At 63.1% G+C, this 11912-nt stretch carries 13 protein-coding genes; 7 read left to right on the top strand and 6 right to left on the bottom strand.

Annotated features, from left to right (window positions below; all coding sequences use genetic code 11):
- Nucleotides 1–38: 38 nt before the first annotated feature.
- From D460_RS0110780 to D460_RS0110765, 4 genes are all read left to right on the top strand, one after another.
- On the top strand, nt 39–1382 hold the full coding sequence (locus tag D460_RS0110780; RefSeq protein WP_018898556.1) for a TadE/TadG family type IV pilus assembly protein: 1344 nt from the start codon (nt 39–41) through the stop codon (nt 1380–1382).
- The gene (locus D460_RS34475; RefSeq protein ID WP_018898555.1) at nt 1382–1912 is read left to right on the top strand and encodes a TadE/TadG family type IV pilus assembly protein; all 531 of its coding nucleotides are present in this window, start codon (nt 1382–1384) and stop codon (nt 1910–1912) included. Before D460_RS0110780 ends, D460_RS34475 begins: the two co-directional genes overlap by 1 nt.
- On the top strand, nt 1912–2439 hold the full coding sequence (locus D460_RS0110770; protein ID WP_018898554.1) for a TadE/TadG family type IV pilus assembly protein: 528 nt from the start codon (nt 1912–1914) through the stop codon (nt 2437–2439). Before D460_RS34475 ends, D460_RS0110770 begins: the two co-directional genes overlap by 1 nt.
- A 64-nt stretch (nt 2440–2503) precedes the next feature.
- Nucleotides 2504–3208: an HAD family hydrolase gene (locus tag D460_RS0110765; protein WP_018898553.1), complete on the top strand. Its 705-nt coding sequence runs from the start codon at nt 2504–2506 to the stop codon at nt 3206–3208.
- Between the two features lie 12 nt (nt 3209–3220).
- Here the strand turns inward: D460_RS0110765 and D460_RS0110760 are convergent, their stop codons facing one another.
- Nucleotides 3221–3721 (bottom strand): hypothetical protein, encoded by a 501-nt coding sequence (locus D460_RS0110760; RefSeq protein ID WP_018898552.1) that lies wholly within the window; start codon nt 3719–3721, stop codon nt 3221–3223.
- Nucleotides 3718–4347, bottom strand: coding sequence for a DNA-3-methyladenine glycosylase I (locus D460_RS0110755; protein WP_018898551.1), 630 nt, complete (start codon nt 4345–4347; stop codon nt 3718–3720). Before D460_RS0110755 ends, D460_RS0110760 begins: the two co-directional genes overlap by 4 nt.
- A 212-nt stretch (nt 4348–4559) precedes the next feature.
- Between D460_RS0110755 and D460_RS0110750 the strand changes: the two genes are divergently transcribed.
- Together D460_RS0110750 and D460_RS0110745 are read left to right on the top strand one after the other, a co-directional pair.
- Nucleotides 4560–5306, top strand: coding sequence for a L,D-transpeptidase (locus tag D460_RS0110750; RefSeq protein WP_026283012.1), 747 nt, complete (start codon nt 4560–4562; stop codon nt 5304–5306).
- Nucleotides 5307–5429: 123 nt separating this feature from the next.
- Complete coding sequence (locus D460_RS0110745) at nt 5430–6101, top strand: L,D-transpeptidase (RefSeq protein WP_018898549.1); 672 nt, start codon at nt 5430–5432, stop codon at nt 6099–6101.
- A gap of 43 nt (nt 6102–6144) precedes the next feature.
- On the opposite strand, the gene D460_RS0110740 is transcribed toward D460_RS0110745, so the two are convergent.
- The 4 genes from D460_RS0110740 to D460_RS0110725 all read right to left on the bottom strand — a co-directional run bounded on the left by D460_RS0110740 (nt 6145) and on the right by D460_RS0110725 (nt 10881).
- A complete protein-coding gene (locus D460_RS0110740) occupies nt 6145–6582 on the bottom strand; it encodes a hypothetical protein (protein ID WP_018898548.1) in 438 nt (145 codons plus the stop codon).
- 73 nt (nt 6583–6655) lie between these two features.
- Complete coding sequence (gene glcF, locus D460_RS0110735; RefSeq protein WP_018898547.1) at nt 6656–7984, bottom strand: glycolate oxidase subunit GlcF; 1329 nt, start codon at nt 7982–7984, stop codon at nt 6656–6658.
- A gap of 240 nt (nt 7985–8224) precedes the next feature.
- Nucleotides 8225–9430 (bottom strand): FAD-binding protein, encoded by a 1206-nt coding sequence (locus D460_RS0110730; protein WP_026283011.1) that lies wholly within the window; start codon nt 9428–9430, stop codon nt 8225–8227.
- Between the two features lie 11 nt (nt 9431–9441).
- Nucleotides 9442–10881, bottom strand: a complete 1440-nt coding sequence (locus tag D460_RS0110725; protein ID WP_018898545.1) for an FAD-linked oxidase C-terminal domain-containing protein — start codon at nt 10879–10881, stop codon at nt 9442–9444.
- 134 nt (nt 10882–11015) lie between these two features.
- On the opposite strand from D460_RS0110725, the gene D460_RS0110720 reads away from it, so the two are divergent.
- On the top strand, nt 11016–11912 hold the full coding sequence (locus tag D460_RS0110720) for a LysR family transcriptional regulator (protein WP_018898544.1): 897 nt from the start codon (nt 11016–11018) through the stop codon (nt 11910–11912).

Here is an 11912-nt window from a genome sequence, read left to right as displayed (position 1 = left end):
TATCCACCTAAACAATCCTCCCAGATGCGGGGGCAATCATGACATTCTTGATTCAGCTTGTGAGTTCACTGCTGCGCAATAAGCGCGGCAACGTGGCGATGATAGTCGCGCTGCTTTTCGTGCCAATGGTCTTGGCCGGTGGCGCCGGGGTCGATCTCGCGCGCTATGAAGCGGTACGCGTGGAAATGCAGGATGGTCTCGATCGCGGCGTGCTGGCCGCTGCCTCACTGTCGCAGAGGCAGAAGACCGCCGACGTCCTTAAAAGCTACATGAACAATCTCCCTTACGGCGCCGACGTGGCCATCGACTTTTCCGAGGCGACGGCGATGAACTCGCGCAAGATCTCGGCCAACGCCTCCTACACGATCAATACCGCCTTCATGCATCTGGCCGGCGTCAAGACGTTGACGATCAAGACAGCGTCGAGCGCCGAAGAGGCCAAGCAGAATATCGAGCTGTCGCTGATGCTCGACATGTCCGGCTCGATGGTGGGCAGCAAGATCAAGAACCTGAAGATCGCCTCGCAACAGTTCATCGACCAGATCCTGACAGACGACACCAAGGACTATACGACGATCAGCGTCGTGCCCTATGCGGGCCACGTCAACGTGGGTTCCGCGGTCTTCGACAAGCTCGGCGGCACGCGCCTCACCGGTCAGGCGCAGCCGACCAAGGATCCAACCTACAAGGGATCTTGCTTCGAGCTCGACAATGCCGGCTTTGGCAGCGATGCGATCCCGAGCTTCAAGGCTCGGTCGAACCTGCCGATCTTCACGAACTGGAACTACAACACGACGGACAAGGAAAAGAGATGGTGGTGGTGTCCCGGCGAAGAGGACGCGATCACCTATTTCTCCAATGACGCGACCTACCTCAAAGCCCGGCTGAGCGCGCTGCAGCTCTATGACGGCACCGGCACGCAGAACGCCATGCAGTGGGGCTACATGCTGCTCAATCCGGCTTCATCCAGCATCGTCCAGGCGGCGATCGCGAGTGGGCAGATGTCCTCGAAGTTCTCCAACCGCCCTTCGAGCTTCAGCGATGCCGATACGATGAAGGTGCTCGTCTTGATGACGGATGGCGTGATCACCGCGCAGTTCCGCCCGAACGACTACAAGCGCTCTCCGGATCTCAGCCCGAGCAACTACACGATGTCAGGCAACACGGCGACCTACTTGAGCAATATCTGCACGACCGCCAAGGGCAAGGGCATCACCATCTTCACCATCGGATTCGAACTCGGCAGCGACACCACGGCGATCAATGCCATGAAGAACTGCGCGACGAGCTCCGCCCACTTCTACCAGGCCTCCGGCTCCGGTATCGGCGACGCATTCAAGTCGATCTCGACATCGATCCGCAAATTGAGACTGACGCAGTAATGAGATTGGCCTTTTTCAGTAGCGCGCGCCGGCTTTTCGGTGACAGCAAGGGCGCGGCGGCGATCGAGTTCGCCATCCTGGCGCCGATCGTCTTCGCCGTCATCTTCTCGATCTTCGAGGCGGGCTGGATCATGACGCAGTCGATCATGCTCGACCGCGCCGTCAGTCGCAGCTCGCGCGCGCTACAGATCAACGGCGCCAAGATGACCTATGCTGACTTCAAGACGTTGGTGTGCAAGGAGGCGATCATTCTTAGCGATTGCGCCAAGTCGATCCGCATCGAGTTCACGCCGGTGGCCAAAGCTTCGGACTTCCCGACGACGGGCACACCCTGCGTCGACCGCTCCGTCGCCATCGATCCTGTCACCAGCTACAATTCCGGTCAGCCGTCGCAGATCATCTTCACCCGCGCCTGTTATGTCGTCGATCCGCTGGTACCGGGGCTCGGCTTCGGCCTGAGTTTTCCCAAGGACAACACCGGCGCCATCCAGCTGACCTCCAGCTTTGCCTTCGTCAACGAGCCGACCTGATGTTGAAGCACGCCCTTTCCCGCCTGATCCGCGAGCGCTCCGGCGCATCCGCGATCGAATTCGCCCTTCTCGCGCCGATCCTGCTGTTCTTCTTCCTGGCGAGCATCACGGTGTTCGACATGTACCGGACCTACCAGAATATCGTGCAGGCCAATGGGATCGTCGCCGACGTGATCTCGCGGCAAACCTCGATCGACAATACCTTCGTGTCCAACCTCTACAGCGTCTTCACGCATCTGCAGCAGAACAGCACGGCCCCGATCGCGCTTCGGATTTCCAGCATCAAGAAGACCGCCGGGGTCTATAAGCTGGACTGGACGAAGGAGAGCGGCACGGCCGGTCTGTTGAAGGCACAGGTTCTGAGCAGCTCGACGCTGCCGCAACTGACGGATGGCGACTCGGTGATTTATGTCGAGGGTGCTGCCGATTACACGACGATGTCGAACATCATGGGCTTCGGCAGCATGACGTTCGCGGAAACCGCCTTCTCGCGCCCGCGCTTCATCGGCGCCATCGTCTATCAGTGACGCCATCCCTTGCGGCGAGGGCGAGAGGCTCCTAATTGTTTTGAATGAACAAGGGGGTGCGCCCATGACGACCCGCACGCTGACCACGATCGGCTTCGATGCCGACGACACGCTGTGGCAGAACGAGCAATTCTACCGGCTGACGGAAACCCACTTCACCGAACTGCTCTCGGACTATGCCGAGGGTACGGTGGTTTCGGAGCGGCTACTGGCTGCCGAGACGCGCAATCTCCAGCATTATGGCTTTGGCATCAAAGGCTTCACGCTGTCGATGATCGAGACGGCAATCGAGATTACCGAAGGCAACGTGCCGGCTTCGGTGATCGCGCAAATCCTCGATACCGGCCGGGATCTGCTGTCGCATCCGGTCGAGACGCTGCCCGAAGTGCGCGAGACGCTGGCCGCCCTTTCCGACCATTACCTGCTCGTGCTGATCACCAAGGGCGACCTGTTCGATCAGGAGCGCAAGCTGGCGCAGTCCGGCCTTGGCGATTTCTTCCATGCCGTCGAGATCGTTTCCGACAAGACGGCGGTCACCTATCGCCGCATCTTCTCCAAGATCGGCGGCGGGCCGGAGCGGGCGATGATGGTGGGCAATTCGCTGAAATCGGACATCGTGCCGGCGATCGCGGCCGGCAGCTACGGCGTGTTCGTGCCGCACGAACTGACCTGGGTGCTCGAGCATGTCGAGGAGCCGACGGAGGCGCCGCGCTTTCGCAAGATCGAACGGCTCGGCGAACTGCGCGGCGTGATCGACAGTTTGGGCTAACCGAAGCTCGGCCTACTTGCGGGACGGAAAGAGTGGCGATGGCTTGCTGTCGTCGGCGGGGGCCGGCGCGGGTGTTGCTGGAGCGGCTGAGGCTGCCTGCGGTTCCACGAGGATGCTGTAGGGGGCGCCGAGGCCGCGCCTTGGCGAGGCTTTCGAATAATAGGGGCGAAGCAGCCAGGTGGCGTCCTGCTTGACCGTCGTCTGGAAGGTCTGCCCGTCCTCGTCGGTGCCGAAGATCGCCTCGTCGTCGGGTGCCGCGAGATCGAAGATCGAGAGGAAAGCGAACTGGCTCTTCGTCGAGAAATCGATCTTCACGTGCTGGCCGGCCTTGACGGGCAAGGTGTAGACCTTGCCGTTGCCGAACTTCGTCCAGCCCTTGAGCTCCATGGTTGCCGCCGGAAACTGCAGCTTTTCCAGCCGTTCTCCGCGCTGCAGCTCGGGTGTCTGCGCCATAGCGGCGGGCGCGATCGCGATTACGGCGATCGCCATTGCCATCAGTTTCAGTTTCTTCATGGACGTACCAATGCGTCGCGCATCGCCTCTACTTCGGGACGGCAGTAGCAGCCTTCGAGATGATCGTTGACGAGACCCATTGCCTGCATGAAAGCGTAAACTGTGGTCGGCCCGACAAAGGTCCAGCCGCGCTTCTTCAAATTCTTGGATATGGCGACCGAGGTGGGCGTCGTGGGATTGGCCATGATCGTGGCGCGATCGACCACCTTGGGGCGTTCGTTGTGACCGGGCTCATAGCTCCAGAAATAATGCGCCAGCGAGCCGAACTCGTCGCGCAGCTCGATCGCGCGCTTGGCGTTGTTGATCGTCGAGACGATCTTGCCGCGATGGCGGATGATGCCGGCATCGGCCACGCAACGCTCGACATCCTCATCCGTAAACAGCGCCACCTTCTCGAAATCGAAGCCGGCAAAGGCCGCGCGGAAATTCTCGCGCTTGCGCAGGATGGTGAGCCAGGAGAGGCCGGACTGGAAGCCTTCGAGGCAGATCTTCTCGAACAGGCGGATGTCGTTAACGACCGGCCTGCCCCATTCCTCGTCGTGATAGCGCAGATAATCCGGCAGGTTGCCGTGCCAATGACAGCGGCTCTTGCCGTCCTCACCGATTGTAATGCCTGTCTCGCTCATCACGTTCCATTCGTTTCAGCGGCTGCGAATCCGGCTTTACCATTTGCAAACCCTGTTTCCAAACCGAACGATAACCCTGACGAAAAGTTTATGGGCCAGTTCGGCTTTTAGTGAACGCGGGTTTACCATTCGCTGGCGAGCGCGGTGGCAGCATGATCGGCAGGTGGCGGATGCCGCCCGTCCATTTTCGGCCATTGTAGAGAGTTCGTCCGATGATGAAATCCGTTTTGCTCGCCGCAGCCCTGCTCGGCGTCTTTTCCACGGCCGCCCTTGGCGACGACCGTTATGTTTCCCGTCCGCCTGTTGTGCTGAGCCCCGATCTCGCGGCACCGTGGATCATGCAGCTCAGCGGCAGCGGCAATGTTCGCCCCGTCGTCTACCAGCGCCCCGTCATCGTGCAGCAGCAGCGCGGGCTGTTTGCTCCGCGCGCCGTTCGTCGCGCGCCGGCAGCTCAACAGGTCTCGGCGATCAATCCCGGCGTTCCGGTGATCCGTGGCCAGATCGAGCCGCAGTTCCTGCCGCAGATGGTCGACTACCAGACCAAGGAAGCGCCGGGCACCATCGTCATCGATACCAACAACCGCTTCCTCTACCTCGTCATGGCAAACGGCAAGGCGCGGCGTTACGGCGTCGGCGTCGGCAAGCCGGGCTTCGAGTGGGCCGGCGTGCACAAAGTGACCCGCAAGTCCGAGTGGCCGGACTGGACACCGCCGTCGGAAATGATCAGCCGCGAGGCGGCGAAGGGCCATTATCTCCCGGCACGCATGGATGGCGGACCGGAAAATCCGCTCGGCGCGCGCGCCATGTATCTCGGCTCGACGCTCTATCGCATCCATGGCACCAATGCCCCATGGACGATCGGAAGCGCCGTTTCCTCGGGCTGCATTCGCCTGCGCAACGAGGACGTCGTCGACCTTTACGAGCGTGTCAAAGTGGGCACGCGGGTCATCGTGATCTGAATTTTCTTATGGCGGCAAGGACACACCTTGCCGCCTACCCCCGCATTTTCAGGGTTTCCAGCTTGAAATCCCGGTCGATTCGGTTAGCTTTGCCGGCGATCGTGCCTTGAGAGGGAAATCGAAATGAAGAAAGTGTCTCTGCTCGTGGCGGCCGTTGCCGTTGCGATGTCGGGTATGGTGGCCGTTGCCAGCGCCGAGCCCGTAATGACGGCGACGGATGCCGTTCGTGGCGTCAAGCACAGCCAGCAGATCAAGCCGCAATACAAGAAGCGTGTCGTCCGCCTCATCACCAATGAAGCGCCGGGCACCGTGATCGTCGATACGGTCAACAAGTATCTCTACCTCGTCGAAGGCCGCAACAAGGCCACGCGCTACGGCATCGGTGTCGGCCGCGAAGGCTTCGGCTGGTCGGGCGTGGTGAAGATCGGCCGCAAGGCTGAATGGCCGACCTGGACGCCGCCGGCTGAAATGCGCGTCCGCGAGGCTCGCGCCGGCCACAACCTGCCGGCCGTACAGCCGGGTGGCCCCGACAATCCGCTCGGCGCCCGCGCCATGTATCTCTACCAGGGCGGCCGCGACACGATCTTCCGCATCCACGGCACCAACCAGCCCTGGACGATCGGCCTCAACCTGTCTTCGGGCTGCATCCGCATGGTCAATGACGACGTCGCCGATCTCTATGACCGCGTGCCCGTCGGCACCAAGGTCATCGTCGTCGGCCCCGGCAACAAGCAGGGCAACGTCGCCTTCGACGACCGCGGCATCGACGTTCTGAGAACGATCTTCGGCGGCTGACGCCTCATGTCATAAAAAGAAGGGCGGCTGGATTTCCGGCCGCCTATTTCGATCCGCAGCTGACCTTGCCATTGAAGGCCTGCGGCGCCGCACCGCCCTCGATCGCGAGTTCGTATGTGCCGGCAAAGGCCTTTGCGTCGTTGCGCTGTTCGGCCGAGACGATCAGATTGGCCGTCTGGCCACCCGCCGCTTTCCCGCCATCATAGAGAACCTCGAGCCTGAGCTCGCCGGCATGAGACCAGTGGTTCGTCAGGCTGTCTGAATCGAGATCGATCCTGCCCAGCGGCTGCGGCGCGGTTTCGTTCTTCAGAATGAGCGCACCGCGGAAGTGATTGAGCACGTGCCCATTCTCCGCCTTGAAGCCGCTTTCGACGGTGAAGCGAACATTCTTGTCGTCGGCGGAACAGAAGAAACGGCTGTCGGCGTGTGCGACTTCGGTGGCGCCAACAAGAGCGGTGAACGCCAGGATGAAACGATGCATGCTTGAGCTCCAAATGCCGCCGGACGATCCGGCCGCGTCAGGCTAGCCCGAAACCCTTAAATTTTTCTGGCCGCTAATTTTGTTGACCGTCAACTTGGCCGTCCTTCAACTTTTCCGGCATGTCGCCGCCGTAGGCCCAATCGAGCAGCTCGACGGTGTGCAGGATGGGGATCGCGGTGGCCGACGCGATCTGGGTGATGCAGCCGATATTGCCTGTCGCGATGATATCGGGCTTCGTCGCCTCGATATTCTTCACCTTGCGAGCCTTCAGCGCGTCGGAAATATCCGGCTGCATGATGTTGTAAGTGCCGGCGGAGCCGCAACAGAGGTGGCCTTCGGCCGGATCGCGCACGGTAAAACCCGCCGCCTTCAACAGCTGCTTCGGCGCCAGCGTGATTTTCTGGCCGTGCTGCATCGAGCAGGCGGAGTGATAAGCGACCGTCAGCCCCCTCGGGATGTGCGAGGGAAGATCGAGCGTCGCCAGGTACTCGGTCACATCGCGGGCAAGCGCGGAAACGCGGGCGGCCTTTTCGGCGTAGATGGGATCGAGCCGCAGCATGTGGCCGTAATCCTTGATCGTCGTGCCGCAGCCGGACGCGGTGATGATGATGGCATCGAGCCCGCCCTTTTCGATCTCACGGGTCCAGACATCGACATTGGCGCGGGCACTTGCCAGCGCCTGTTCCTCGCGGCCCATATGATGGACCAGCGAACCGCAGCAGACTTCCCCCTTGGGCACCACCACCTCAACGCCGAGACGGGTGAGAAGCCGGATGGTCGCCGCGTTGATTGATGGGTCGAGCACCTGTTGGGCGCAGCCGGTGAGGATCGCCACGCGCCCTCGCTGCTCGCCCTTGTTGGCCGCGTGTGTCGCCGGCGTCGCCAGATGCCAGGGCGCAGGCAGGCTGCGCGGGGCGAGCGCCAGCATTGCGGCGAAGGGTTTCAGCGCCTGATGGCGACGGAACAGGCCTTCCAGCGGCCGGCCGATGCGGGCCAGTCGAAGCGCCAGGCGGAAGCGGCCGGGATAGGGCAGAACGGCGGCGAGAATGCCGCGCGTCAGCCGGTTCATGAAGGGGCGCTTGTAGGTCTTTTCGATATGGGCGCGGGCGTGATCGACGAGGTGCATGTAATCGACGCCCGAGGGACAGGTCGTCACGCAGGCAAGGCAGGAGAGACAGCGATCGATATGGGTGACCACCTCCGTGTCGGCCGGGCGGTCGTTTTCCAGCATGTCCTTGATCAGATAGATGCGGCCGCGCGGGCTGTCGAGCTCGTTGCCAAGCGTGACATAGGTGGGACAGGTGGCGGTGCAGAAGCCGCAATGGACGCATTTGCGCAGGATCTGCTCGGAGGCCGCGACATGGGGATCGGCTAGCTGGGCGGGAGTGAAGTTGGTTTGCATGTCAGGCTATCGGTCCCCTGTTGTCGTGCGATGAAGACCCCTCGGACAAAACACCCCTCCCCAACCCCTCCCCACAAGGGGGAGGGGCTAACCTTGGGGGTCCGTCCTGCTTCATTCTCTCGCTAACGGGTGTTGAATGGGCGCTATCTCTGGCGGTGACGTCGCGCCCAGCAAGCCCCTCCCCCTTGTGGGGAGGGGTTGGGGAGGGGGTTTGCTTGAGCGCACCTGGAGACCACACCGTCACCATCCCCCCATCTTCCCCGGATTGAAAATCCCCGCCGGATCAAACCTCTCCTTCACCCGCGCCGACAGCACCGCCACGGCATCGACCTGCGGCTCGAATGCCGAGATCGCCGCGCGCATCGCATCAGGCGCGCGCATCAGCGTGGCGTGGCCGCCGCCGAGTGCCGCCATGAAACGGCGCAGCAGAGCGGCTTCGGCGTCCGCTTCCATGCGCATCCAGACGAGGCCGCCCTGCCAATCGTAGAAGGCATCGACGCCGGTCTCCAGCCTCAGTGCCGCGACCAACTGGTGGCCGACCGACGGCGCCACGGAGACGCGCCAGACGGGACGCAGGCCGCCATCGGCGTAGGGTTTCACGTCGCGGATCTCGCGCCAAAGGGTGGCGCTGTCATCCTCACCGAGACGCGCGACGGGGCCGAAGGCGGCCAGCGCGGCGGCGAGCTTCTCGGCTCTCGTCGCGACGGAGGCCGGCAGGCCCTCGATGCGCAGCACGGTCGCCTCGCCCTCGGGCAGGCGATTGCCGAGGAAGGTCCAGGCGACGGTCATGGGCAGGTGGGCGGCGCCCGAGACCTCGACCGGCAGCGCCATTGCCGCGGCCATGGCATTGGCGGCCTCGGCGTCGTTGAGGCCTGATATGACGATCGTCGCTTCCGACTTCGGCCTCGGCGGCACGCGGAAGGTGACCTCGGTGATGAGGCCGAGCGTGCCGTGCGAACCGGCCATGAGCTTGACGAGGTCGAGGCCGGTGACGTTCTTCATCACCCGTCCGCCGGCCTTGATCGCCTCGCCACGTCCGTTGACGAAGCGGACGCCGAGCAGGCTGTCGCGGGCAGCCCCCGATATCAGGCGGCGTGGGCCGGAAACGTTGGCGGCGAAGACCCCGCCGATGGTCGGCTCGCCCGATGTGCCCATGAGGGGGCGGTGATCCATCGGCTCGAAGGCCATGGTCTGGCCGCTCTTAGCCAACGCCGCCTCGATTTCGGCAAGCGGCGTGCCAGCGCGGGCTGTGAGCACCATCTCGCCCGGATTATAGGCGACGATGCCCGAGAGCGCGGTCGAGCGCAGCCGGTGTTCGGCTGTGACAGTATTGCCGAAGCCGGAGCGGGTGTTGCCGCCAGCGATGTTCAGCGGCGTGCCAGCCTGCCCATGGACGCGGATGATCTCGGCGGCTTCACCCTCTTTGGTCGGGCATAGATCGATCAGTTGGGGCTCGATCATGCGGGTTGGCGCCCTTCGAGCGGGAAGACCTTGGAGGGATTGAGCAGCCAGCCGGGATCGAAGGCGGCGCGGACGGCGATCTGCTGGGCGAGATCCGCATCGGAATATTGATGGCGCATCAGATCGCGCTTCTCGATGCCGACGCCGTGCTCACCGGTGAGGCAGCCGCCGGCATCGACGCAGAGTTTGAGGATCTCCATGCCGGCCGCCTCGGCGCGGGCGGCGTCCTCGGGATCGTTGGCGTTGAAGAGGATCAGCGGGTGCATGTTGCCGTCGCCGGCGTGGAAGACATTGGCGACGCGCAGGCCATGGCGCTCGATGATCTCGGAGGTCTTCTTCAGCACGTAAGAGAGCTGGCTGAGCGGGACGGTGCCATCCATGCAGATATAATCGGCGATGCGGCCGGTGGCGCCGAAGGCGGATTTGCGGCCCTTCCAGATTAAGGCTGCTTCCGTCGCCGACTGGCATTCGCGCACCGTGCTGACGCCATGGCGGCGGGCGATGTCGACGATATCCTTCAGCATGTCGTCCATCTCGGCTTCCGAGCCCTCGACTTCGACGATCAGCAAAGCGCCGACATCAAGGGGATAGCCAGCCTTGGCGAAGGCTTCGCAAATCTCGATGGCGGGCTTGTCCATGAACTCGATGGCGACGGGGATGATGCCGGATGCGATGATATCGGCGACGCAGGAACCCGCCTCTTCCGAGGTCGGGAAGCCGAAGAGCACCGGGCGGGCGCCCTCCGGCTTGGCGATCAGGCGCACCGTGGCCTCGGTGACGATGCCGAGCTGGCCCTCGTGGCCGCAGACGAGGCCGAGGAGATCATAACCGCCGGCATCCAGCCCCTTGCCGCCGAGGTCGATGACCGTGCCGTCGACCAGCACCATTTTCACGCCGAGCAGATTGTTGGTGGTGACGCCATATTTCAGACAGTGCGCGCCGCCGGAGTTCATGCCGATATTGCCGCCGATGGTGCAGGCGAGCTGCGAACTCGGATCGGGCGCGTAGAAGAAGCCATCGGCGGAGACGGCTTCGGAAATGTTGAGATTGGTGACGCCGGCCTCGACAACGGCGGCGCGATTGAAAAGGTCGATCTCGATGATGCGGTTCATCTTCGAGACGCAGACGACGACCGCATCCTCCTGCGGGATGGCGCCGCCCGACAGCGACGTGCCGGCGCCGCGCGGGACGACGGGGATGCCGTAGCGATGGCAGTATTTCATCACCGCCGCGACTTCGGCCGTGCTGCGCGGGAGCGCGACCGCAAGCGGCATGCGGCGGTAGGAGACGAAGGCGTCGGTCTCGAAGGGCATGAGTTCGCGCGGCTCGGAGACCAGGCACTCCGGCGGCAGGAGATCGGCGAGATCGGCAACGATCTGCCGGCGGCGCGCCATGACATCGGCGCGCGGGGCGAGAAACGAAATGGCGTCGGACATGCCTTTCCTCCCTTCGCCACATCAGGCGAAACCGGCTGTATCCTCCATACTGCCAAGGCTTCGGGCTTAACACTTTCCCCAATTCGGCGCAAATGCTAAGCACTTATGACAAAATAAGAAATTATCGGGGCGACATGACCAATCTGGGGGATCTCGAAATCTTCGCCAAGGTGGCGGCGACGGGCAGCATGTCGCTTGCCGGGCGGGCGCTCGGCTTCTCGCCGGCGGTGGTTTCCAAGCGCATCAAGCGGCTGGAAGACCGGCTGGGAACGAGGCTCTTGCAGCGCACGACGCGGCAGATCTCGCTCACCGAAGCCGGCCAGGGTTTTTACGATCGGGTGCTCGGCATCTTGGCCGGGCTCGAGGAGGCGGAGTTCTACATTTCCGGCCGCTCGGCGCAGATGCATGGAACGCTGAAGGTCTCGGCGCCGACCTCGTTCGGTCGCATGCACATCGCGCCGCATCTGAAGCGTTTCATGGACGCTCATCCCGATCTTGCCATCAACCTCGTGCTCTCCGACGAGTTCAGCGACATCGTCGGTGGCGGGTTCGATCTGGCGATCCGCATCGCGGAGCTTACCGATTCCAGCCTCGTCGCCCGCCGGCTGGCGCCGGTGCGCCGGGTGCTCTGCGCCTCTCCCGATTATCTCAAGTCCAATGGCACGCCCGATAGCATCGACGATCTCAAGCGGCATCGCTGCCTGCCGGCGCACAATAACGATGTCTGGCGGCTCGAGGGAGCTGAGGGCGCGCTGTCGATCCGGCCGGAGGGGATGCTCGTCACCAATTCCAGCGAGGTGATCCGCGAGGCCGTGATTGCCGGCCTCGGCATCGCGCTGCGCTCGACCTGGGATATCGGCGCGGAGCTGAAATCCGGCCAGCTGGTGCAGGTGCTGCCGGCCTATGAGGGGTCGCGCAACGTGACACTGTCGGCCGTCTACCCAAGCCGCCAGTTCCTGCCGGCCAAGGTACGGCTGTTCATCGATTATCTCGCGGAGCTTTATGGCCCGGTGCCTTACTGGGAGCGGTGA

Origin of the sequence: Rhizobium sp. 2MFCol3.1 (genome assembly GCF_000377565.1) — a bacterium.
Taxonomy (GTDB): domain Bacteria; phylum Pseudomonadota; class Alphaproteobacteria; order Rhizobiales; family Rhizobiaceae; genus Rhizobium.
Note: the sequence above shows the minus strand (reverse complement) of the source record. Positions and strands in the feature narration are given on the sequence as shown.

Excerpts from the sequence above, each read along its gene's own strand:
- glcF (WP_018898547.1), bottom strand. The coding sequence starts at position 7,984 with ATGCAAACCAACTTCACTCCCGCCCAGCTAGCCGATCCCCATGTCGCG.
- D460_RS0110740 (WP_018898548.1), bottom strand. The coding sequence starts at position 6,582 with ATGCATCGTTTCATCCTGGCGTTCACCGCTCTTGTTGGCGCCACCGAA.
- D460_RS0110750 (WP_026283012.1), top strand. The coding sequence starts at position 4,560 with ATGATGAAATCCGTTTTGCTCGCCGCAGCCCTGCTCGGCGTCTTTTCC.
- D460_RS0110720 (WP_018898544.1), top strand. The coding sequence starts at position 11,016 with ATGACCAATCTGGGGGATCTCGAAATCTTCGCCAAGGTGGCGGCGACG.
- D460_RS0110755 (WP_018898551.1), bottom strand. The coding sequence starts at position 4,347 with ATGAGCGAGACAGGCATTACAATCGGTGAGGACGGCAAGAGCCGCTGT.
- D460_RS0110745 (WP_018898549.1), top strand. The coding sequence starts at position 5,430 with ATGAAGAAAGTGTCTCTGCTCGTGGCGGCCGTTGCCGTTGCGATGTCG.
- D460_RS0110780 (WP_018898556.1), top strand. The coding sequence starts at position 39 with ATGACATTCTTGATTCAGCTTGTGAGTTCACTGCTGCGCAATAAGCGC.
- D460_RS0110770 (WP_018898554.1), top strand. The coding sequence starts at position 1,912 with ATGTTGAAGCACGCCCTTTCCCGCCTGATCCGCGAGCGCTCCGGCGCA.
- D460_RS0110765 (WP_018898553.1), top strand. The coding sequence starts at position 2,504 with ATGACGACCCGCACGCTGACCACGATCGGCTTCGATGCCGACGACACG.
- D460_RS0110725 (WP_018898545.1), bottom strand. The coding sequence starts at position 10,881 with ATGTCCGACGCCATTTCGTTTCTCGCCCCGCGCGCCGATGTCATGGCG.
- D460_RS0110760 (WP_018898552.1), bottom strand. The coding sequence starts at position 3,721 with ATGAAGAAACTGAAACTGATGGCAATGGCGATCGCCGTAATCGCGATC.
- D460_RS34475 (WP_018898555.1), top strand. The coding sequence starts at position 1,382 with ATGAGATTGGCCTTTTTCAGTAGCGCGCGCCGGCTTTTCGGTGACAGC.